Origin of the sequence: Thiospirillum jenense (genome assembly GCF_014145225.1) — a bacterium.
GTDB classification, from domain to species: domain Bacteria; phylum Pseudomonadota; class Gammaproteobacteria; order Chromatiales; family Chromatiaceae; genus Thiospirillum; species Thiospirillum jenense.
In genome coordinates this window covers 1-21402 of sequence record NZ_JABVCQ010000021.1, presented here as the reverse complement: position 1 = coordinate 21402, position 21402 = coordinate 1, and the positions used below count along the sequence as shown (strand labels likewise).

Sequence of the window (21402 nt, the reverse complement as noted above, 5' to 3'; positions counted from 1 at the left end):
GTTTATTATCCTTGAGTAAAAAAGATTAGTTTATGCTAAAAACACCGTATTTTTAATCAACATAACCCGCACTAGTTTCAAATCAACACCACATCATATTGCTCTTGGGTATACAAGGCTTCGGCTTGCAGGCGAATTGGGCGACCAATAAACTCTTCTAATTCAGCTAAATGCCCTGATTCCTCATCTAATAAGCGATCAATCACTTCCTGCGACGCCAAAACTAATAGCGTTTCTACTTCAAACTGCCGCGCTTCACGCATGATTTCACGAAAGATTTCATAGCAAGTTGTTTCGGCAGTTTTCACTGAACCGCGCCCACCGCAACAGGGGCAGGATTCACATAACACATGCTCTAATGATTCACGAGTACGCTTGCGCGTCATTTCCACCAAACCTAATGCAGACACTTCGCTAATATGGGTTTTAGCATGATCTCTCGCTAAACATTTTTCTAATGCCCGCAATACTTGACGCTTGTGTTCTTCATCGGTCATATCAATAAAATCAATAATGATAATCCCGCCAAGATTACGCAATCTTAATTGCCGACAAATGGCTTGTGCGGCTTCTAAATTGGTTTTAAAAATCGTTTCTTCTAAATTGCGATGCCCGACAAAGGCGCCGGTATTCACATCAATTGTCGTCATAGCTTCGGTCTGGTCAATCACCAAATGCCCGCCCGATTTTAATTGCACTTTACGGTGTAATGCTTTGTGAATTTCATCTTCTACGCCGTATAAATCAAATAACGGCCGCTCGCCATCGTAGTATTCAATCCGTTCAACAATTTCGGGAATATATTTTTCAGCAAAGCTGCGCGCTCGTTCTAATGTGGTGCGCGAATCAATTCGTACCCGTTCGACTTCCGGCGTGACCAAATCGCGTAATGCTCTTAATACCAACGGCAAATCATCGTGAATTAAACCAATGCCCGCTTCTATTTCGCACCGGTCTTTAATGCCTTGCCATAATTTAGCGAGGAATTCCATATCACGGCATAATGCTAATTCACCAACAGTCTCGGCCGCTGTGCGCGCAATATAACCACCAATACCAATATGCGCATCAACATAGCGTTGTAAACTATCGCGTAATCGCCGCCGCTCTTCTTCACTTTCTATTTTTTGCGATACGCCGGTATTGGTTAAATTTGGCATAAAAACCAAATAACGCGAGGCAATAGACACATTAGTTGTAAGCCGCGCTCCTTTAGTACCGAGCGGGTCTTTCACGACCTGTACCACTAAATAATCACCTTCGTGGACTAATTCGGTAATGAATTCACTGCGATGCTCTTCATCATTAGTCACAATATCTGACGCATGAAGAAAGGCAGCGCGTTCTAATCCAATATCCACAAATGCAGCTTGCATTCCTGGTAATACGCGACAAATCCGCCCGCGATAAATGTTGCCCACCAAACCACGACGCACGGCGCGTTCAACAATGATTTCTTGCACAACACCATTTTCAATCACAGCAACTCGCGTTTCAGGCGGAGTTACATTAATGAGAATTTCTTCACTCAGGGCGGCAATCCTTTTGGTTGAGATGTAATTTAACTTGACATTGATTGGAATATAGCCAATTGCCGACGAGCGATTCACCAGATTTTAAGACAGCGGCACCAAATGTAGATGTTGAATGGCGTGTTCATCATCAGCATGATCGGCTACCACTGGTAATAGATATAACCGCCCATGCCGCACGCCAGATTGCGCAATAATTGCTTTAGCAAAGGATTGAACCCGCTGAATTGAGCCACGCAGAATGAGTGTTTCTAAACAATTATCATGGTCAAGATGCACATGCAATGCGGCAATAGATAATTCGTGGTGATCGTGCTGGGCTTGTGTCAAGCGCGCCGCCAATTCGCGCACATGATGATTATACACATAAGTTAAATGCGCAATGCACATCCCATCCTGATCCTGTGTTAATTGCTCACTGTCTAATCGTTCTCGAATTAAATCACGCAGCGCCTCAGAGCGATTACTATAGCCGTGCCGTGTCAAGAATACATCGAAAGCACGATTGAGCGGTTCATCTAATGTCATCGTGATGCGCTGCATGGTATTAATCACCTCATTCACTTTGATTTAAGTGCGTTGATCCATTGGTAAATAATCGCGTAATTCGCAACCGGTGTACAATTGCCGTGGCCGTGCAATTTTATTCCCCGGCGTTTGTGCCTGTTCCCACCAATGCGCAATCCAGCCTGGCAAGCGCCCAATTGCAAAGATGACGGTGAACATATTGGTTGGAATACCAATGGCGCGCATAATGATGCCGCTATAAAAATCTACATTCGGATAGAGTTTACGTTCAATAAAATACGGGTCTTCGAGCGCAATCTCTTCTAATTGCCGGGCAATATCCAATAGCGGGTCTTGGCGGCCGAGTTCGGCTAATAACTTCTCCGCACTGCGGGCTAACATTTTGGCGCGTGGATCAAAGTTTTTATACACCCGATGCCCAAATCCCATTAACCGCACTTTGCTGTCTTTATCCTTCGCCAAGCGGACGTATTCCTGTGGGCTAATATGACCATTGTGGATTTTTTCCAGCATTTCTAATACCGCAACATTCGCGCCGCCATGTAATGGACCCCACAATGCGCACACTCCAGCAGCGCAGGCGGTGAATAGATTCGCTTGACCAGAACCGACCATGCGCACCGTCGCAGTGGAACAGTTTTGTTCATGGTCAGCGTGTAATAAAAGCAATAGGTTTAACGCATCGCGTACCGTTTGACTGCACACATATTGCGAATAGGGTTTGGAAAATAACATGTGCAAAAAGTTCGGCACATAGCGCAGGTTGGGATTGGGATAAATGTACGGCAATCCATTCGAGCGCCGATACGCATAAGCGGCAATGGTGCGGATTTTACTAATTAACGCAGCGGCCGCGGTGCGAATATGACCGGCGTCGTTAATTTCAAATAACTCGGGATAAAAACACGACAGCGCGTTAATCATAGCCGAGAGAATCGCCATTGGCGGGGCGGAGCGCGGGAAGCCTTCAAAATGATGCTTCATGGCCTCGTCTAAATCGGCATTGGCGGTTAAATCATCCGAAAAGGCCGCGTATTCTTCTGCATTCGGTAAATGACCAAAGATCAATAACCAGGCGACCTCGACGAAATTGGGCGTCTGTTCAAATTGTTCAATTGGAATGCCGCGATAACGCAAAATGCCTTGTTCACCATCAATAAAGGTGATGTCACTGCGGCAACTGGCGATATTGGCATAGCCCGGATCATAGGCGGTGAGGCCAGTTTGATTGCGTAATTCCCGAATATCAATCGCACGTTCACCGACACAGCTACTCAAAACATTTAATTCGTAGCGTTGATCGTCAATTAACAGTGTTGCTTTATTATTCATGTGTTTAATTCCCGTAATGCAGTGATGACTGCGTCGCCCATTTGCGCGGTGCCGACGGTTTCTGTGCCGGCTGCGGCGATGTCAGCGGTGCGCAACCCGCGATCCAGTACCCGCACGACCGCTTTTTCCACCAAGTCGGCGAGCGCGGGGGCGGCGAGTGAATAACGTAGCATCATGGCGACGGATAAAATAGTGGCGAGCGGGTTGGCGACGCCGCGGCCGGCGATGTCGGGGGCGGAACCGTGAATTGGTTCGTACATGCCTTTGTGGTTGGCGTCGAGTGACGCACTTGGCAACATGCCGATGGATCCCGTCAACATCGCGGCCGCATCCGACAAGATGTCGCCAAATAGGTTGCCGGTGACGATCACGTCGAATTGTTTGGGGGCGCGCACCAATTGCATGGCGGCGTTGTCAACGTACAGGTGATTGAGTTGCACGTCGGGGTAGTCGCGGCCGACGCGGGTGGCGACCTCACGCCATAATTCGGTGCATTCCAACACGTTCGCCTTGTCCACTGAGCAGACGCGGTGCTGGCGTTGGCGGGCGGCGGCAAAGGCGACGTGGCAGATGCGCTCGATCTCGGATTCGGTGTAAACCATTGAATTCAGACCGCGTTTTTCGCCACTCGGCAGCGTTTCGATGCCACGCGGCTGTCCAAAATAAATGTCGCCGGTCAATTCGCGCACGATCAAAATGTCCAACCCAGCGACGATTTCTGGTTTCAGCGTCGAGGCGGCGGCCAGTTGCGGGTACAAAATTGCCGGGCGCAAATTGGCAAATAATCCCAACTCGCCGCGCAGCCCGAGCAGACCTTTTTCGGGGCGAAGCGCGATGGGCAGCGCCTCCCACTGCGGCCCGCCGACCGCGCCGAGTAGCACGGCATCGGCAGCGCGAGCCAAATCGAGCGTCGCCGGCGGCAACGGATGACCGCTCGCCTCATACGCCGCCCCGCCGACCAGCGCGTGTTCGAGCGTGATATTTAATGCAAATTCATCGCGCAAAGTGATTAACACTTTAACCGCTTCGGCCACGATTTCCGGTCCAATCCCATCACCGGGGAGAATTAAAACAGAATGACTCAAGACTGATTACTCCAGTTAATTGATTGAAATTCGGCATTAAAATGCCATTGGTTTGACGGCAGATACCGCCATAATTTCAGCCGCCGCCGAGGCATTACCGCTATCTTCTACTGGCGGAATGGTTTCCAACCAGCGAATTGTACCAGTGAATTGACACCCTTTGCGATTTTGACAGACGGCGCGAATACGCTCGCCGACCGGCGAGGCGGTGTTGAATACAAACAGCATTAAATCACCACTGCCGGCACTCAATACAGCAATTGAAGAGCGCGGCTCACCAATAGTTAATAATCCATCATAGGTTGCCACTTCAGTTGCGGACGGTAAATCATCTTGGGGAGTATTCGCTGCTGGCGCTGGTTCAATTGCCGCCGGTGGTGGTTCATTCACAATTGGCGCGGGTGTGACTGGTGGATTTTGTTTAACAACCGGATTGAGTAATTGCGGACAAATAGCGTGATAAACGGCATTGGCAATGGTGCTTGTGTTATTCAATGGTTGCCATTGCGCATTGGCGGTGGATTGAATGCGTTCACCAGTGCGGGTATTAAATCCTTTGGTCCACAAGAATTGTTTAGTACGACAATTTAATAGATACACCGTGTGCAATTCATCGCGCTCGGTTTGAAACATCGCAAAATCACGCCCGGCATCTGGTGCTGGTTGATAGCCAACATCTTGACCATCTGCGTATAATAATCGTTCCGCCGCAATGAGTGTAAGCGGCGTGATTGATACCGCGATGCAAGTGGTCGTTAATATCAGTGGGTTTATCATGTGATTAACTCCCAGAGTTGAATGACACGAGATGTTGCCAATCAATTTCTCCAGTGTCCTTGCAAAACAAATTGGCAAACTCTCTAGTGAATTTATTGATTACCTGCGCATAAGACTGAATAAAATCATCGTTTCGCTCTTTGGCTTTGTAACCAATTGGTTCAATAATCTCTGTGAATAGCTTATCGTCGCCAGAAATAAACTCCCAAAATTGTTGTCCACAGTATTTGAAATAATCACCTTTATCTGGATGCTTGTCTTGACCGTAGCAGCAACCATTGACTGCAACAACATTTAATTGTGAATTGCTGGTGCGCAGTATTTTTTTAGCAGTTTTAAAATCTGTCAGCATTTTTTTAACTTGAGAACTGTTACCCCAGTTTGGCCCTGATTTAATGCTCACAATATATCTGATCGAGTCTTTATCAAACTCAAGATCAATACCAGTGATCCCAGATTTACGCCCGCTATAAACCCGATCATTGATAAAAACTGCTAAACCTTCCAACCAGTTTCCAAATAACGTTTCTTCATTTGATGAGATGTGTGCATCCACTAATCCCTTTACGATTTGTTCAGCCGTTAAAACATATTTTGCTTTAAATAAATACGGATTTTTCCGCTTGAGAATTTTGTCCAATTTTAGTTTATCAAGACTTTCAATACGTTTTTGATGAAAATTGCCAATATTGTTTTCAACGTATCCATACACACAGTCAATGTCGATTGTCACACTCTAACTCCATTCTAGTTAAATCAAATACAACTCAGTTTCGTTTAATTTTTTTCTCACCATCTCACAATATTCTGGCACAATATCAATCCCAATCGTGTGGCGTTTCATTCGGTGGGCAACAATTAACGTCGTGCCAGACCCCATAAATGGATCCAACACGGTATCCTGCTCTTGTGTAAATAACTGAATAAACCATTCAGGCAAAGCTTCGGGAAAGGCCGCGCTGTGTTGTTTATTGCTGCATTCGGTCGCTAAATGTAATACATTGGTTGGATAGGCTTGAGTGCGGGTCAACCAATTCGATACTTTTTTTCCAAATCCGCTGCCAACCCGCGATGTATCGCGCAATTGATCCGTGTTCGACAGATGTTTCAATCGCCCGGTTGCCCAATCGCCCATCGGCACCATCACCGCCTCTTGATACATCGAGAATTGCCGTTGTTTATTAAATTGTAATAACCGTTCCCACGCATCACGAAAGCGATTTGGCCACTTACCGGGATAGCAATTCTTTTTGTGCCAAATAAACTCTTCAGTCCACAACCAACCCTGCTGCCGCAACGCTAAAATCAATTCCAACACATAGGTACTACGCTCACCATTGACGACCTTTTCTTTAATGTTTAATACAAAAGTGCCGGAGGGTTTTAATACCCGCAATAATTCTGCTGCAATCGGTAAAAACCATTCAACGTAAACTGTCGGCTGCACCCCGCCATAGGTTGTTTTGCGCTGATCGGCATAGGGCGGCGAAGTGAAAATCAGATCAACCGAGCAGTCTGGCAATAATTGTAGCTGCTCATAACTGTCGCCAAGATAAATATCGGTGATTAATTTCATGGCATCATCATTAACCAATATACCGCCACTACAATTTCCCGAAAATCACTCAAGCATCGCGCCGATAGATATGATCCTGCAATACCAATGGCACCTGCGTTGGCAATACCGCATCGCCGCGTTCAATCACTACAAATCCTGGAAAAATGGTCACTTGTCGAAATAACTGACGACTGGTGCCGACCGCCTGTACCAATTCAAAAACCAAATTAGTTAATTCCGCAGCGCGTGACCACTCGGAGCCGGGCAATTGAAACTTGCGCCAATGTCCCCATGCCCAATCTTCAATAATGTATAATCCACCCGGACGCAGTAATGGAAATAAAATCTCAAAACTCGCTTTAGTAGGTTGATATAAATGCGACGCATCATCAATGACTAAATCAAGGCTGTTATTGAATTCATGTTCAACCAATTCGCGCAACTTTGCTTTATCATCTTGACTCACGCCCCAATACAATTTTAATCGTTCTGTCAAATGATTTTGTTCAAGATACTGATTAAAATAAGCCGAATTATCCCGAATAGCAATATCCACACCCACCAGCTTTTGTGGCTTCAGGCATTCAAACCAAAACGCCGCACTGCCGCCTTCCCACAGGCCTAATTCTAACAAGTGATTAACAGTGAAATTTGGGTTAGAATGGAACAAGCGTTGATATTCATCAATCAAAGATTTGATTTTATAAAACACAAAACACTGATCGCCCAACTCCCAATCAGCATTCAAATAATGCTGCAACCGAAACACATGGTTGTTTAACAACATGCGATCCGCTTGCCAAAGACATTGTTCAAACATGCGTTGGTAACTCCCTTAATAATAATGACTTGTTCACCTTAAAGCCGTATCAGTTTTACTGATTGTACACTCAACCCGCGCCCTGATGGAGATGATTTATGCCGCCGGAACTGACACCTGCCACGCAAATAGATAGCAATACCCTGATTCAATTACGCTGCGCATTACATTGGCGCAGCGTGATTGCTAAACATTGCGATATTTTTTATGCTAATCGCATTAACTTATGGCGCGATCTATTGCCCAGAGTGATTGAGCAAGACTTACCGCAACAGCCGCTTGGTTATCAAAAAACTTATCAGTTTGCGACGGGTGAATTATTACCCGCATCCGATGAACGTAAAGTATTTCGATTAGCACCACGCCAATTTAATGGACGTTTTAGTGGACGGGCGCCCGTTTATCCGCGCAGTGGACGCTTTTATCCGCGTGGTATTTTACAATCAGTTGCCGGCGTTTTTTCTGAAGATCGCAATCCATTCCGCATGATTGATCTTGCCGCTCATCCAAATCAACCGCACCGCTTACCCAACGAATTTCATGCTGATTTTAATCACCCGCTGGCAAATTATCCACTCGAATTGCAATTAACGGTCAATGGCATTTATCAGCAAGGAGAAGAGCGCGGTGGCCGCTCTAATGATTTAATTGAATTATTGACCAATAATGGACCGGGGATGCAAACGCGCTGGCGTGATTTCCCAACGGATTTTTGGTCAGATTTACCGTTTTTGCGTAAAGACGGCCGCCCAGACACGACGTTTTATAATGAATCACGTTTAATCGCCCATCTCGATAACACCGCGCAACTGCAATTGCAAAACTTATACGGTCAATTGCTTCCAAATAAGGGGCGCGTATTGGATTTAATGAGCAGTTGGCAATCGCATTTGCCACCGACATTGGAATTATCCGCGCTGGTTGGGTTGGGATTAAATCAAGCCGAATTAGATGCCAATCCGCAATTAACCGAGCGCGTAGTTCACGATCTCAATCACGCGCCGCAATTGCCCTTTACCAGCGCCAGTTTTGATGCAGTGATTTGCAGTTTATCGGTGGAGTATTTAATTGAACCGGTTGCCGTTTTCAAAGAAATTGCCCGCGTATTAAACCCAGGTGGCGTGTGTGTTATTGCCTTTTCTAATCGCTGGTTTCCCACCAAAGCAATTCATTTGTGGGAAGGCGTTCACGAGTTTGAGCGGCCGGGGCTGGTATTAGAATACTTTTTAATGGCGGGCGGGTTCACGGCATTAGAAACCTTGAGTGTGCGGGGCTTGCCGCGGCCGGATGATGATAAATATGCCGAACAAATGGCATTGTCTGATCCGTTGTATGCGGTGTGGGCGCAACGGGCAAATGAAACCGAATGATAAAGCGCGGCATTTGTTGCTGGGTTAAATGACAATTCGCCGAATGACGCGGAGTAATCCTGCAATGATGCTTCACGTCACGCGGCGTATTGAGGTGTGGCACTTAAATTAAGCGGGCGCTACACCGTCGCTGCCAGTTTCGCAATGCGCGCAATCGCTTGGGTCAAATTATCGGTGCTGGTGGCAATGGAAATTCGAGCGTAGCCATTTAATCCAAATGCCGAGCCTGGCACAATCGCCACGCCCGCTCGTTCAATTAAGACTTCAGCCAAATCCAAATCATTATTCACCTTGTCCAATGCGTCTATTAACCCTTGTACGCGGGGGAAGACATAAAAGGTGCCGTCGGTTGGTAGGCATTCAATGCCGGCGATGTCATTTAATGCTTTAACCACCATGTCATGGCGTTGTTTAAATGCCGCCACCATTTCTTTAATACATTCTTGTGATCCTTCTAATGCTGCCTGCGCTGCAACCTGTGCAATCGAGGTTGGATTGGAGGTGCTTTGAGATTGGATTTTTTTCATGGCTTTAATAATTGGTGCCGGGCCGCCGGCATACCCAATCCGCCAGCCGGTCATTGAATAGGCTTTGGACACGCCATTTAATACAAGGGTGCGCGGTTCTAATTCAGGACAGACATTGAGGATATTGACAAACGGCGTGTCGGTATTCCAACGAATGTGTTCATACATGTCATCGGTGGCAATTAACACGCGGGGATATTCTTTTAATACCACCCCGAACGCCGCTAATTCATCGGCGCTATAGGCCATGCCGGTGGGATTAGAGGGGCTATTAATCACGACCAAACGGGTGCGATCAGTCAGCGCGGCTTTTAATTGATTGGGCGTGATTTTGAATTGTTGATCAGCGCCGGCGTGAACGAATGTGGGCGCCGCGCCGGCTAATATAACCATGTCAGGATAGGATACCCAATAGGGTGAGGGAATGACAACTTCATCGCCCGGATCCAATACCGCTTGGGCAAGATTATAAAAACTTTGTTTTCCGCCGCATGACACCAACACTTGATCAGGCGTGAATTGCAATTGATTTTCGCGCTCGAATTTGGCAATAACGGCGCGCTTTAATTCGGGCGTGCCATCAACGGCGGTGTATTTGGTAAAGCCATTTTGAATCGCTTGAATCGCCGCATCTTTAATGTGTTGAGGGGTATCAAAGTCCGGTTCGCCGGCACCCAGACCAATCACGTCGTGACCGGCGGCGCGCAATTCTTTAGCACGGGCGGTAATTGCCAATGTTGCGGAGGGTTTGACCGCCTGAACCCGAGCGGAAAGTTTAATGTTCATAATGACATCTCAATTGATTTCAATTATCAGTGGAAGAAAGGGTTAATACTGAGGCACAATAAAACAATTGGTCCAGCGGGGGCGCGTATTAACGGCTTTACCTGCTGACAGGTCGGTTAACCCCCATGATTTGATACGGTATTGCCGACACCAACATTGGGTTTGGGTGATATTTCCCGGACCGATTGGCTGCAATAAAGTTTCGCGGGCGCATTGCCGAACGTCGCCTGCATGGCGTGAAAGATTACCATTAGTGCGCACACGCTGGCAGTGTTTGCGTTTAACCAATCAGTTAGACTTGTGCAGTCCATTAAAAAACTGTACATTTTCGCGTGGAATTTGTCACATGAAGTTGTGTGCAGTCGGTGGGGGTCGAGCGGTCGCTTTGCTCTCGTGATTTGGTTGCAGCGGCGCGTGTGACTTGGATTCCAAACCAGACTTGGTTGTTTGAGGTGGTCTGGGCGCGCTCACACTAGCGGGGCGTTGGACGTCAAGCGCCATGCGGTGTGTGACGACACGCATCGCCCGATCTTTATAATGAGCCGCGTTCTGTATTCACAGGGGAGAAATCACCGTGTCCCTATCACCAAGTACCGTCGCATCCGCAACAAGCAGCAGAGGGGGATCGTCATTGTTTAGTTTAACGCCTTCAATCATTTTATACGCCGTCGCAATTATCCTGTATGGATTATCCGGACAAGGAGTGGCGGGCATTTCTCGGTATTGGGAAATGTATATTGTGTTAGTTGCCCTGATTTCATTAGGATCAGGTTGGGGTCAAGCCTATTTAGGCAATCGGTCTTATTTGTGGTATTTGACTCGCCAAATTATTCATTGGGGTGCGTTAATTGCCCTGTTGTACATGTTGAATACGCAAGGTATTCGCATGTTAATGAATGATCAGCAGTACTCGTTGATGTTGGTTTATCTATTGGCCTTCGCTAGTTTATTGGCGGCAGTGCATGTGGATTTCAAACTGATTTTCTTCGGCACCTTTATGACGTATTGCGCGTATCTATTATCAGTGCCGCAAAACAATCCAGTGCTGGTCGAAATCGGTAAGCAGCTTAATATTGCTGATGCCGCCGCCAAGCCATTCACCATGACTATTATTATTGCTGCTGCGGCATTGGTTCTGACCCTCGTGGTGCGGGGTTTGATGCGCAGTTCAATTGCTTCCAAACGCGCAGGTTAATTATAGAAAATGCCCCAATTCTGTGGCAACCACCGAATTGGTGGCATCATCATGCCGGCCGCAGTGCCGCTGGTTTGAAATGAAAAAGCATTCACATCAGCGGCGCTTGCGAAAGAATTGACGTAATAGATCAGCGCAGTGTTCACTATTCGCCGGACTAGCGCGCCGGCAGGTGGTGGAATGATTAAACCGCCGATCACTGGGCAATATATCAAAGACACTCCCACACGCCCCCGCTTTCGGATCCATTGCACCGTAAATCACCGTTGACACTCGCGCATGAATAATAGCGCCGGCACACATGATGCACGGTTCTAAGGTCACGAATAATTGCGTATCTGGCAGGCGATAATTACCCAACCGGTGCCCCGCATTGCGTAATGCTTGAATCTCAGCATGTGCAGTCGGATCGGCGCGGTTAATGACTTGATTCCAGCCTTCTCCCACGATTTCATTATCGCGCACCAATACCGCCCCGACCGGCACTTCACCGTCCGCTTCCGCCCGCGCTGCCAGCATTAAAGCGTATTGCAGCCACACATCATCATTGGCTGTTTTATCATTCACATCGGGCGCACTCATAGCCGAATTCTTGCCTGTCATTCAATGAAACACGCTGCCATGATAATAGGTTGATAACGCCAACTCATGCGCGTCCAGTGCATTGGTGAATGCCCGTTATTCCCATTCAATCGTGCCGGGTGGCTTGCCGGTAATGTCATAAACCACCCGTGAGACATTCGGCACTTCATTCACAATGCGCCGGCACACGCGGTCGAGTAATTCATAGGGTAAATGCGCCCAACGCGCTGTCATAAAATCAAGCGTTTCCACTGCCCGCAATGCAATGACCGGCGCATATTGGCGATTATCACCCACCACCCCAACTGAATTGACCGGCAGGAATACGGCAAAGGCTTGCGCGACTTGATCGTATAAATCAGCGCGGCGCAATTCTTCAATAAAAATCTGATCCGCGAGCCGCAACGTATCCGCCGCTGTTTTTGTCACCTTGCCTAATATGCGCACTCCCAAGCCCGGTCCGGGGAATGGATGGCGATAAACTAAATCGGTTGGTAATCCCAATTCAATTCCAATTCGCCGTACTTCATCTTTGAATAATTCGCGCAAGGGTTCGACCAGTTTTAATTGCATGTGTTCGGGTAAACCGCCGACGTTATGATGCGATTTAATTACCTTTGCTTTACCCGTGCCAGCGCCGGCTGATTCAATGACATCAGGATAAATAGTACCCTGCGCCAACCAATGAATATCGGTTAATTGCGCCGCCTGTTCTTCAAAGACATCAATAAAGGTTGCGCCAATTAACTTGCGTTTTTGTTCGGGATCATCAATGCCGGCGAGTTGATCTAAAAAGCGCGCTTCGGCATTGACGCGAATGACGCGGACGCCTAAATGTTGGGCAAAGGTGGCCATGACTTGATCGCCTTCACCGAGCCGTAATAAGCCATTATCAACAAAGATGCAGGTTAAGCGGTCGCCAATAGCGCGGGTTAATAACGCGGCCACGACGGCTGAATCAACGCCGCCCGATAATCCGAGTAAGACTTGGTCATTACCGACCCGAGCGTGAATACGATCAATGGCGTCGTCAATAATGTTGGCGGGGGTCCATAAATCACCGCAGCCGCAAATGTCGTGACAAAACCGCGCAATGATGCGTTGCCCTTGTCGGGTATGGGTGACTTCGGGGTGGAATTGAACGCCGTAAATGTGGCGATTGAGATCGGCAATGGCGGCTAATGGTGCGTGGGCGGTGGCGGCAATAACTTGAAAGCCGGGCGGGAGTGAATCAACGCGGTCGCCGTGACTCATCCATACGTCTAATAATGCGTCACCGGCGCTATTGGTGTGGTCTTCAATTGCGCGAAATAACGGTGAATGACCGAATAATTGTACCTGTGCATAGCCGTATTCACGGTGGGTGGCAGAAATGACGCGCCCGCCGAATTGGGCAGCAATGGTTTGCATTCCATAGCAAATGCCAAGTATTGGCACGTTTAATTCAAAGACAATTGAATGGGCGCGGGGCGTGGCAATGGCGTGGACGGATTGTGGCCCGCCGGAGAGAATAATGCCTTTGGCGCCGAATTGTTGAATGAAGTGCGGGTCGGCATCATAGGGGTGGATTTCACAATAGACGCCGGCTTCGCGTACGCGGCGGGCAATGAGTTGGGTGTATTGTGAGCCGAAATCGAGAATGAGAATGCGGTCGGAGTGGATGTTGGTCATTATTCAAGTGCTTGCATTATTGTTGCGGAGTAAAACATTACGAGAAAATATCAGGACTTATACAGTTCAGATTATCACTGATTAATTTGTTAAAAAAGAGCGCGTTCCCACGCTGGAACGTGGGAATAATCAAATTGAGCTTTGCAGCAAACTATTGAATGAGATGGAAATTGTATGCTTGTATTGAAGACATCTGATCTCAATCATGCTGCGTCACACGATTAATGACCATCGCAAATAATGAGATCAATTGAGTTATCTTCAATCGTGTTGCGGTTTAATTGCGCCCCACCACCGCAGGGCGCGGCGACAATTCACTCTGGCAAGTGCGTCAACTGCGAGCGCGTCTAAAGCGCCGCGCAGTTTCATTAAATCAATCTATTCGGCAACAGCGCCGCGACGCCAATTCCCAATTCCGCCGGTGATTCAATTGTTTTCACCCCCGCCGCTTTGAACGCCGCGTATTTACCCGCCGCCGTCCCGCTGCCACCGCTAATCATTGCCCCCGCGTGACCCATCCGCCGCCCGGGCGGGGCCGTCGCGCCAGCAATGTACGCGGCAACCGGCGTGGTCATGGTTTGAATAAACGCCGCCGCCCGCTCCTCGGCATCGCCACCGATTTCGCCCACCAGCAACACCGCCTCAGTGTGCGGATCGGCTTCAAACAGCGCCAAACAGGCGACAAAATCCAGCCCGTGAATTGGATCACCGCCGATACCGATGCAGGTACTTTGCCCCAAGCCGAGCGCGGTGGTTTGATACACCGCCTCATACGTCAGCGTCCCCGAGCGCGACACGATGCCGACGCACCCGGGTTGATGAATCGCGCCGGGCATAATGCCGATCTTGCAGGCATTCGGCGTGATAATCCCCGGGCAATTCGGCCCAATTAACACCGACGCACTGCCAGTCAGCGCAGTTTTCACCGTCATCATGTCCTGCGTCGGGATGCCTTCGGTAATGCACACGATCACCTGAATCCCGGCATCGGCCGCTTCCAAAATCGCATCGGCGGCATACGCGGGCGGGACGTAAATCATCGTCGCCGTTGCGCCAGTATCGACAACCGCTTGGTGAACGGTATCGAACACCGGCAAGCCCAGATGGCGCTGGCCACCCTTGCCGGGCGTCACCCCGCCAACCAGTTGCGTGCCATATGCCAGCGCCTGTTCACTGTGAAACGTGCCTTGTTTGCCGGTAAAACCCTGACAAATCACCCGCGTCGTCGCATCAACCAATACGCTCATTCCCGTCCTCCCAACTGCGCCCGCTGCCGACTCGCCATCGTCACCACCAAATCCGCCGCGGCGGCTAAATCCTGCGCCGTGTGCAATGCCAACCCGCTCGCGGCCAGTAACGCCAAGCCCTCCTCGGCGCGATTACCCGCCAGCCGCACCACCAGCGGCACCGCTAACGCCACCTCGCGCACGGCAGCGATGATGCCCTCGGCAATCAGATCGCAGCGCACAATGCCACCAAAAATGTTGACTAACACCGCCGTCACCTGCGGATCCGACACGATTAATTTGAACGCCTCGGCCACCCGAGCGGCGGTCGTGCCACCGCCGACGTCGAGAAAATTGGCCGGCGCGCCGCCGTGATGTTGTATTAAATCCATCGTCGCCATCGCCAACCCCGCGCCGTTGACCATGCAGCCAATGTTGCCGTCTAACCGAATGTAGCTCAGATCATGCGCACGGGCGGCCGTCTCGCGGGCATCTTCTTGGCTGACATCGCGCCACGCCGCGAGCGCGGATTGGCGGAACAGCGCGTTATCATCTAACTCAATTTTCGCGTCCACCGCCACCAGATCGCCCGCGTTAGTCAGCGCCAGCGGGTTAATTTCAATCAAACTGGCGTCGCAACTGCGCAGCAACTGGTACAGCGCCGTCAACAACTGCGCCAATTGCTGCCGCGCTGCGGCCTCCAATCCCAGCGCAAACCCCAGCCGCCGACTGTGCCAGGGTTGCAATCCGACGGACGGATGCACCGCAGCGCGGAGTAATTGGTCAGGCTGCTGCGCCGCGACCGTTTCAATCTCCATCCCGCCGGCGCTGGCGGCCAAAATCAACACCTGCGCGGCGGTGCGGTCAATCAACAGGCTCAAATACAATTCACGTTGCACGGCGGTGGGCGTTTCCACCAGCACCGCGTTGACGGGTAAACCCGCCGCGCCAGTTTGCGCTGTCACCAGCGGCTGACCAAGTAACGCGGCGGCGGCGGCGCTGACCTCGGCGGCAGTTTGACAGCGCCGCACCCCGCCCGCTTTGCCGCGCCCGCCGGCGTGAATTTGTGCTTTAACCAACCAGTGTTCACCGCCGAGCGTGGCGGCGGCGTCAACGGCCGCAGTCGCGCAGGTGGCGACCTGTCCAGCGGGAACGGCGACTCCCGCCTCGCGCAACAACTGTTTTGCTTGATATTCATGCAATTTCATAACGGATGTCAGCTCAATCGCAAATGACGCGCCGCGGCCGCTGGCAGGTCAGATGCCATTGACGGATCAACGGTTGACAGCGCAGCGGCGCATGGTGCGTGAGGATTTTAATGATGAATTGTGGAAAAACTGTGGAGGTCAGCAGCAACGCCAAGTGTGCGTCAAAGCAACGCGGGCGTTTAGGGGGCGGCGGGGAGTTGGTCACGACAGTCGCCCGACTGCAAAATAAACGGGGCTGGGGGGTGTTGGTATTTGGCGGAGAGAGAGGGATTCGAACCCTCGATGAGTGATTAGCCCATACTCCCTTAGCAGGGGAGCGCCTTCAGCCGCTCGGCCATCTCTCCTAAACAGCGCGGGCGGGATTTTAACAAACTCTGCGCGGCGGCGGTAGTGTTTTCACAGCGGGCGCTGTTGTGTTGCCATCACCGCCGGCGGCGCGTTGCCATTATCCCGTCTCACCGAAACAAGAATTCCAGCGCATCACCGCCCGTCATCGCGCTCATCTTCTGACATCGGGTTAAAATGACTGCCGTTATTCGCGTGAAAATGCTCGTCGGGCAATTCATTCCCCGGCAATTGCTCGCGTTTAATTCGCTCGTAAATCTCCTCGCGGTGAACGGCCACATCACGCGGCGCATTCACACCAATGCGGACTTGATTTCCCTTTACTCCCAACACCGTGACGGTCACATCATCGCCAATCATCAGTGTCTCACCCACTCGCCGGGTTAATATCAACATCGTTCGTTCCTTCGACTTGAGATAAAAATACGCCTGGATTATCAATTCAATTGCGCAATTGCCGCGCTAACCAACATCCAATCCAAACGCCTCGTGCAGCGTCCGCACCCCCAATTCCAAATACTTCTCATCAATCACCACCGAAATTTTAATTTCTGACGTGGAAATCATGCGGATGTTAATGCCCTCCTGCGCCAGCGCCGCAAACATCTTGCTGGCAATGCCCGCATGAGAGCGCATCCCCACACCGACCAGCGACAGTTTAACGATATTCAGATCACCCTGCACCTCGCGGGCTTGCAGCGTCGCCGCCGTCTGCTTGAGCAACTGCAACGCCCGCTCATACTCGCCGCGCTGGACAGTGAAGGTAAAATCGGTGGTTTTATGATCGGCAGCAATGTTTTGCACAATCATATCCACCTCGATATTGGCATCCGCAATCGGGCCTAAAATGCGATGCGCCACGCCCGGCTGATCCGGTACGCCCAAAATCGTTAACTTGGCCTCATCCCGCGCAAATGCAATCCCCGCAATTTTTGCCTCTTCCACACTCGCATCCTCGTCAAAAGTAATCAGGGTGCCTTCACCCGCCGTAAAACTGGACAGCACCCGCAACGGCACGCGGTATTTACCGGCAAACTCGACCGAACGGATTTGCAGCACCTTCGAGCCGAGGCTGGCCATTTCCAGCATCTCTTCAAACGTAATCCGCGCCAGCCGCCGCGCCCGCGGTTCAATGCGCGGATCGGTCGTGTACACGCCATCCACGTCGGTGTAAATCTGGCACTCGTCCGCTTTTAACGCCGCCGCCATCGCCACCGCTGAGGTATCCGACCCGCCGCGGCCGAGCGTGGTGATATTGCCATGTTCATCAATGCCTTGAAATCCGGCCACCACCACCACCCGCCCGGCGCTCAGGTCAGTTCGCACCCGCTCGCCGTCAATGTCACGAATCCGCGCCTTGTTGTGCGCACTATCGGTCAGCACCTGCACCTGCGCGCCGGTGTACGAACGCGCCGGACAGCCCAGCGCCTCCAGCGCCATGCTCAACAGCGCGATGGTCACTTGCTCACCGGTCGCCAGCAACACGTCCAATTCACGCGGCGACGGCGGCTGCTGAATCGCCCGCGCCAAGTTCAGCAGACGGTCGGTTTCGCCCGACATCGCCGACACCACCACGACCATTTGATCGCCCGCCGCCCGTCGCTCGGCCACTTTTGCCGCGACGGCTTCAATCCGCTCCACACTGCCGACGGACGTGCCGCCGTATTTTTGCACAATTAACGCCATTTCTCTATTATCAATCCATTCAAGCTAAAGGTTAATGCAAATCAAAGCCCATCAATAGTTGAATTAACTCGGCGGCAAATTCTTAATCGAATCTGCGTCGCGTCGTTTAAATAAAACTCGCGGCGACTCCTGCGCCACCAATACCCGATCATTCGCCGTTTCATAGCGCAATTGCTGGCGCTTTTCTTGCCGCATTCGCACCGTATATCCCAGCGCCGCGCCACCGACGCTCGATAACATCAATAACCCCACCGTCACGAATTGCGCCAATACCATTGCCACGCCAATCCCCACAATGCCGCCCACTGCAATCCCGGTTTTTAATTTACCGCCCGAAGAACTTTTTGTTTTAGTTTGCTTCACTTCCAACCGCGCTTTATCCCGTGCCGCGTCCAAGCGGATTTTCTCCCGCTCGCGGGCGTGGCGCTGCTGCATTTGCGCCATCGCATACTCCCGCGTGCCGCCGGAGATGGATTCAAACCACAGCGTGACCAAAAATCCAATACTGGCACCGACGGCGGCAAATAACGGCCACAGGTCAGTATTTTGGGTTTGCAGCGCGGTGTAAGTCAGTAACACAGTGGCGCCCTCGAAGATCAGGATGCCAATGAAAAACTTCACAAAATTGAGAATGCGGTATGAGAACATAAGTCATAATCAGGTGCAGGAGTGGCGACGGGCGGGTTATCTTAAAAGCGGTCGGGTGGTAGTGTAGCCGTTTGAGGCAAAAAATCCCAATGTTGCGCTTCAGGGGATTGAATAGCATCCGAACAATCAGTCACCCGGCGCTTCCCGTCATAATTAGCGGGGCGCTTTTTTATTAAATTATCGGGCGGTTTAATTGCCAAAAAACCACGCCGTATTCATTAAAACAGCAGCGTTTGTAAATGGCGTTGAATACACACAATAGCATTAGGATCAATCACCATGACCACCCCGCCCCACCGCTGCGCTGACATCGTGCGCAATACTTTAGAAACGCAAATCCAGGTCACGCTCAATTTAGATGGCAGTGGACAAGCGCAATTAAACAGCGGCGTTCCTTTTTTAGATCACATGCTCGATCAAATTGCGCGGCACGGGTTAATTGATTTAATGGTAACGGCGCAGGGTGATTTGCAGATTGACGCCCATCATACCGTCGAAGATATTGGTATTACCATTGGGCAAGCATTACGGCAAGCATTAGGTGATAAACGCGGTATTATGCGCTATGGACATGCCTACGTTCCATTAGATGAAGCACTCGCCCGCGCCGTGTTAGATTTATCCGGCCGCCCGGGGTTGGTATTTAATGTACAATTCACCCGCGAGCGCGTCGGGATGTTTGATTTAGAATTGGTGCGCGAATTCTTTCAAGGCTTAGTCAATCACGCCGCGCTCACATTGCATTTAGACAGCTTGCGCGGCGACAATGCGCATCATCAAGCAGAAACGCTATTCAAAGCCTTTGGCCGTGCATTACGCATGGCAATAGCCGCCGACCCCGCTCGCGGCAATGAAAGCCCTTCGACAAAAGGCTGTTTATAATTCACGTTCGCCCCCGAAGTTTGAAGACCGTTTTAATTAACCACTCACGAGGACTTATGTCGCATGTCAGTACAAGATGATTTCGCTTCCCTGCGCCGTTCCCCATTAACCGCCAATTTAGATGATGAACAAGTCAAAGCACTGGCCGGTATTGCCTGCTGCCGCCGCTTAAATGACCAGGAATTATTAATTGAAGAAGGGCATATTGATAACAGCCTACACATCATTACCGAAGGCGCATTAGCCGTCACCCGTGATTTGGGACAAGGTGATTTCACCACCATTCACGTTTTGCGCACCGGTGACATGGCGGGTGAAATGGGATTTATTAGCGGCCGCCCGCACACCGCCACCCTACGTTCATTAGGCAAAACGCAAGTGTGTAGTATTGAACGCGAGGCGTTTGAATCACTCTTACTCGATTATCCCTGGATGGTGTACCGCGTGATGCAAAACATCGTGCAAGTCGGGCAAGATATTTTACGGCGCATGAACTCACAATACGTTGAATTGACTAAATACATTAACCGTTCGCACGCGCTGTATTAACCTTTGTTGCGCCAGTCGCTGGCAAAATCAATAACCCTCAGGCGCGGTCAAATTGAATCAATTCTAATTCACCCACCGCGCCCGGGCAGCGTTTTCAATTCAAATAACCTGCCTGTACCGCAACGCCTATTTACGGCACATCAACTGCACTAAATCACACGCCACGCCTGCCCGTTCAATTACTGTACATTCACTTGTGAGTGTCATCCATTTACGCATCTTGAATGATCACGCCGAAATAATTATTTTAGCAGTGCGGGGATGACTGCGCATCATAAAACAGTAAAGCAAAGGCAATAAACCATGACAACCTACGATCAAGACTTTTTCACTTGGACACAAGAACAGTCCGCCTGGCAACGGCATTGGAAAGCGCATGGTTAGATGGACTTGATTTAACAATTCGTGAAACGGGACTTGATCCCGCCCGATTATCCAATAGATAACCCCTATTTACTAGAACACTTGTTGAGTGAAGCATTTTACCCAGCGTCATCAAATAATGCGATTGGAGATTAAACAATGACCGAATTATCCACACTCTATCAAACCGATTATGCGCAATGGGCGCTACGCAATGCTGAATTATTACGCAGCGGACGCTTTGCCGAATTGGACATAGAACATTTATTAGAAGAATTAAGCGATATGAGCAAAAGTGACCGCCGTGAATTGCATAGCCGCTTATTAGTGTTAATTGCCCATTTACTCAAATGGCAGTTTCAGTATCAAACACTTGCTGACCGTTGGCGTGAATTTGACGGTCGTAGTTGGCGGGCTAGTATCATTGAGCAACGCAACCAAATTGCTGGCTTATTAAAACAATCCCCTGGATTGAAATCGGTATTTGATGACAGCGTTGTTGAAGCCTATGATGATGCGTTAACATTAGCGCATAAAGAAACGCGCCTGCCATTAACAACCTTTCCCGCCACCTGCCCCTATAGCGTGGCACAATTATTGGATGATGACTTTTATCCTGATAACACCGAATGAATTCACGCTCCGGAGTAATAAAGATGATTGAATTAGCCACACTCTATCAAAGCGATTATGCGCAATGGGCATTGCGTAATGCTGAATTATTACGCACCG

Annotated in this window: 22 protein-coding genes and 1 tRNA gene; 6 read left to right on the top strand and 17 right to left on the bottom strand. The window is 50.0% G+C overall.

The annotated features are described in order from the left end of the window. Nucleotides 1-77: 77 nt before the first annotated feature. The 8 genes from rng to HUK38_RS09990 form a co-directional block, all read right to left on the bottom strand. Nucleotides 78-1532: a ribonuclease G gene (rng, locus tag HUK38_RS10025; RefSeq protein WP_182584227.1), complete on the bottom strand. Its 1455-nt coding sequence runs from the start codon at nucleotides 1530-1532 to the stop codon at nucleotides 78-80. Nucleotides 1533-1616: 84 nt separating this feature from the next. Next, a complete protein-coding gene (gene nikR / locus HUK38_RS10020) occupies nucleotides 1617-2075 on the bottom strand; it encodes a nickel-responsive transcriptional regulator NikR (protein WP_182584195.1) in 459 nt (152 codons plus the stop codon). 27 nt (nucleotides 2076-2102) lie between these two features. Next, nucleotides 2103-3392, bottom strand: coding sequence for a citrate synthase (locus HUK38_RS10015; protein ID WP_182584194.1), 1290 nt, complete (start codon nucleotides 3390-3392; stop codon nucleotides 2103-2105). Beyond that, nucleotides 3389-4477, bottom strand: a complete 1089-nt coding sequence (leuB, locus tag HUK38_RS10010; protein ID WP_182584193.1) for a 3-isopropylmalate dehydrogenase — start codon at nucleotides 4475-4477, stop codon at nucleotides 3389-3391. The genes HUK38_RS10015 and leuB overlap by 4 nt, the downstream gene beginning before the upstream one ends. Before the next feature lie 36 nt (nucleotides 4478-4513). Continuing rightward, nucleotides 4514-5254 (bottom strand): hypothetical protein, encoded by a 741-nt coding sequence (locus HUK38_RS10005; protein WP_182584192.1) that lies wholly within the window; start codon nucleotides 5252-5254, stop codon nucleotides 4514-4516. Nucleotides 5255-5258: 4 nt separating this feature from the next. Continuing rightward, nucleotides 5259-5987, bottom strand: coding sequence for a PmeII family type II restriction endonuclease (locus tag HUK38_RS10000; protein ID WP_182584191.1), 729 nt, complete (start codon nucleotides 5985-5987; stop codon nucleotides 5259-5261). An 18-nt stretch (nucleotides 5988-6005) separates the two neighbouring features. After that, nucleotides 6006-6830, bottom strand: a complete 825-nt coding sequence (locus HUK38_RS09995) for a DNA-methyltransferase (protein ID WP_182584190.1) — start codon at nucleotides 6828-6830, stop codon at nucleotides 6006-6008. Between the two features lie 49 nt (nucleotides 6831-6879). After that, nucleotides 6880-7632 carry a class I SAM-dependent methyltransferase gene (locus tag HUK38_RS09990; protein ID WP_182584189.1) on the bottom strand — a complete coding sequence of 251 codons (753 nt, stop codon included), beginning with the start codon at nucleotides 7630-7632 and terminating at the stop codon, nucleotides 6880-6882. Nucleotides 7633-7730: 98 nt separating this feature from the next. Between HUK38_RS09990 and HUK38_RS09985 the strand changes: the two genes are divergently transcribed. Continuing rightward, the gene (locus HUK38_RS09985; protein WP_182584188.1) at nucleotides 7731-9002 is read left to right on the top strand and encodes a class I SAM-dependent methyltransferase; all 1272 of its coding nucleotides are present in this window, start codon (nucleotides 7731-7733) and stop codon (nucleotides 9000-9002) included. Between the two features lie 119 nt (nucleotides 9003-9121). On the opposite strand, the gene HUK38_RS09980 is transcribed toward HUK38_RS09985, so the two are convergent. Further along, on the bottom strand, nucleotides 9122-10315 hold the full coding sequence (locus tag HUK38_RS09980; protein WP_182584187.1) for a pyridoxal phosphate-dependent aminotransferase: 1194 nt from the start codon (nucleotides 10313-10315) through the stop codon (nucleotides 9122-9124). 574 nt (nucleotides 10316-10889) lie between these two features. Here HUK38_RS09980 and HUK38_RS09975 point away from each other — a divergent pair. Then, nucleotides 10890-11510 (top strand): hypothetical protein, encoded by a 621-nt coding sequence (locus HUK38_RS09975; RefSeq protein WP_338065399.1) that lies wholly within the window; start codon nucleotides 10890-10892, stop codon nucleotides 11508-11510. A gap of 96 nt (nucleotides 11511-11606) precedes the next feature. Here HUK38_RS09975 and tadA read toward each other — a convergent pair whose 3' ends face one another. From tadA to sucC, 4 genes are all read right to left on the bottom strand, one after another. After that, on the bottom strand, nucleotides 11607-12092 hold the full coding sequence (gene tadA, locus HUK38_RS09970; RefSeq protein ID WP_182584186.1) for a tRNA adenosine(34) deaminase TadA: 486 nt from the start codon (nucleotides 12090-12092) through the stop codon (nucleotides 11607-11609). Between the two features lie 96 nt (nucleotides 12093-12188). Then, complete coding sequence (guaA, locus tag HUK38_RS09965; protein ID WP_182584185.1) at nucleotides 12189-13763, bottom strand: glutamine-hydrolyzing GMP synthase; 1575 nt, start codon at nucleotides 13761-13763, stop codon at nucleotides 12189-12191. Between the two features lie 368 nt (nucleotides 13764-14131). Beyond that, nucleotides 14132-15010 carry a succinate--CoA ligase subunit alpha gene (gene sucD, locus HUK38_RS09960; protein ID WP_182584184.1) on the bottom strand — a complete coding sequence of 293 codons (879 nt, stop codon included), beginning with the start codon at nucleotides 15008-15010 and terminating at the stop codon, nucleotides 14132-14134. After that, nucleotides 15007-16197 (bottom strand): ADP-forming succinate--CoA ligase subunit beta, encoded by a 1191-nt coding sequence (gene sucC / locus HUK38_RS09955; RefSeq protein ID WP_182584183.1) that lies wholly within the window; start codon nucleotides 16195-16197, stop codon nucleotides 15007-15009. Before sucC ends, sucD begins: the two co-directional genes overlap by 4 nt. Before the next feature lie 52 nt (nucleotides 16198-16249). Here sucC and HUK38_RS09950 point away from each other — a divergent pair, with 52 nt between their 5' ends. Continuing rightward, nucleotides 16250-16426 carry a hypothetical protein gene (locus tag HUK38_RS09950; RefSeq protein ID WP_182584182.1) on the top strand — a complete coding sequence of 59 codons (177 nt, stop codon included), beginning with the start codon at nucleotides 16250-16252 and terminating at the stop codon, nucleotides 16424-16426. Between the two features lie 24 nt (nucleotides 16427-16450). Here HUK38_RS09950 and HUK38_RS09945 read toward each other — a convergent pair. From HUK38_RS09945 to HUK38_RS09930, 4 genes are all read right to left on the bottom strand, one after another. Next, a tRNA-Ser gene (locus HUK38_RS09945) sits at nucleotides 16451-16541 on the bottom strand. A 136-nt stretch (nucleotides 16542-16677) separates the two neighbouring features. After that, the gene (csrA, locus tag HUK38_RS15170; protein WP_238787580.1) at nucleotides 16678-16938 is read right to left on the bottom strand and encodes a carbon storage regulator CsrA; all 261 of its coding nucleotides are present in this window, start codon (nucleotides 16936-16938) and stop codon (nucleotides 16678-16680) included. 66 nt (nucleotides 16939-17004) lie between these two features. Continuing rightward, entirely contained in the window at nucleotides 17005-18228 is a 1224-nt protein-coding gene (locus HUK38_RS09935) for an aspartate kinase (protein WP_182584181.1), read from the bottom strand. Nucleotides 18229-18291: 63 nt separating this feature from the next. Further along, on the bottom strand, nucleotides 18292-18876 hold the full coding sequence (locus tag HUK38_RS09930; RefSeq protein ID WP_182584180.1) for a hypothetical protein: 585 nt from the start codon (nucleotides 18874-18876) through the stop codon (nucleotides 18292-18294). Nucleotides 18877-19155: 279 nt separating this feature from the next. On the opposite strand from HUK38_RS09930, the gene hisB reads away from it, so the two are divergent. The 3 genes from hisB to HUK38_RS09915 all read left to right on the top strand — a co-directional run bounded on the left by hisB (nucleotide 19156) and on the right by HUK38_RS09915 (nucleotide 21303). Beyond that, the gene (gene hisB / locus HUK38_RS09925) at nucleotides 19156-19758 is read left to right on the top strand and encodes an imidazoleglycerol-phosphate dehydratase HisB (RefSeq protein WP_182584179.1); all 603 of its coding nucleotides are present in this window, start codon (nucleotides 19156-19158) and stop codon (nucleotides 19756-19758) included. A gap of 63 nt (nucleotides 19759-19821) precedes the next feature. After that, nucleotides 19822-20307 carry a cyclic nucleotide-binding domain-containing protein gene (locus HUK38_RS09920; protein ID WP_182584178.1) on the top strand — a complete coding sequence of 162 codons (486 nt, stop codon included), beginning with the start codon at nucleotides 19822-19824 and terminating at the stop codon, nucleotides 20305-20307. Nucleotides 20308-20829: 522 nt separating this feature from the next. Beyond that, nucleotides 20830-21303, top strand: coding sequence for a DUF29 domain-containing protein (locus tag HUK38_RS09915; RefSeq protein WP_182584177.1), 474 nt, complete (start codon nucleotides 20830-20832; stop codon nucleotides 21301-21303). The last annotated feature ends 99 nt before the right edge of the window (nucleotides 21304-21402 follow it).

Excerpts from the sequence above, each read along its gene's own strand:
- nikR (WP_182584195.1), bottom strand. The coding sequence starts at position 2,075 with ATGCAGCGCATCACGATGACATTAGATGAACCGCTCAATCGTGCTTTC.
- HUK38_RS10015 (WP_182584194.1), bottom strand. The coding sequence starts at position 3,392 with ATGAATAATAAAGCAACACTGTTAATTGACGATCAACGCTACGAATTA.
- HUK38_RS10005 (WP_182584192.1), bottom strand. The coding sequence starts at position 5,254 with ATGATAAACCCACTGATATTAACGACCACTTGCATCGCGGTATCAATC.
- HUK38_RS09995 (WP_182584190.1), bottom strand. The coding sequence starts at position 6,830 with ATGAAATTAATCACCGATATTTATCTTGGCGACAGTTATGAGCAGCTA.
- HUK38_RS09990 (WP_182584189.1), bottom strand. The coding sequence starts at position 7,632 with ATGTTTGAACAATGTCTTTGGCAAGCGGATCGCATGTTGTTAAACAAC.
- HUK38_RS09985 (WP_182584188.1), top strand. The coding sequence starts at position 7,731 with ATGCCGCCGGAACTGACACCTGCCACGCAAATAGATAGCAATACCCTG.
- HUK38_RS09980 (WP_182584187.1), bottom strand. The coding sequence starts at position 10,315 with ATGAACATTAAACTTTCCGCTCGGGTTCAGGCGGTCAAACCCTCCGCA.
- tadA (WP_182584186.1), bottom strand. The coding sequence starts at position 12,092 with ATGAGTGCGCCCGATGTGAATGATAAAACAGCCAATGATGATGTGTGG.
- guaA (WP_182584185.1), bottom strand. The coding sequence starts at position 13,763 with ATGACCAACATCCACTCCGACCGCATTCTCATTCTCGATTTCGGCTCA.
- sucD (WP_182584184.1), bottom strand. The coding sequence starts at position 15,010 with ATGAGCGTATTGGTTGATGCGACGACGCGGGTGATTTGTCAGGGTTTT.
- sucC (WP_182584183.1), bottom strand. The coding sequence starts at position 16,197 with ATGAAATTGCATGAATATCAAGCAAAACAGTTGTTGCGCGAGGCGGGA.
- HUK38_RS09950 (WP_182584182.1), top strand. The coding sequence starts at position 16,250 with ATGCCATTGACGGATCAACGGTTGACAGCGCAGCGGCGCATGGTGCGT.
- csrA (WP_238787580.1), bottom strand. The coding sequence starts at position 16,938 with ATGTTGATATTAACCCGGCGAGTGGGTGAGACACTGATGATTGGCGAT.
- HUK38_RS09935 (WP_182584181.1), bottom strand. The coding sequence starts at position 18,228 with ATGGCGTTAATTGTGCAAAAATACGGCGGCACGTCCGTCGGCAGTGTG.
- HUK38_RS09930 (WP_182584180.1), bottom strand. The coding sequence starts at position 18,876 with ATGTTCTCATACCGCATTCTCAATTTTGTGAAGTTTTTCATTGGCATC.
- hisB (WP_182584179.1), top strand. The coding sequence starts at position 19,156 with ATGACCACCCCGCCCCACCGCTGCGCTGACATCGTGCGCAATACTTTA.
- HUK38_RS09920 (WP_182584178.1), top strand. The coding sequence starts at position 19,822 with ATGTCAGTACAAGATGATTTCGCTTCCCTGCGCCGTTCCCCATTAACC.
- HUK38_RS09915 (WP_182584177.1), top strand. The coding sequence starts at position 20,830 with ATGACCGAATTATCCACACTCTATCAAACCGATTATGCGCAATGGGCG.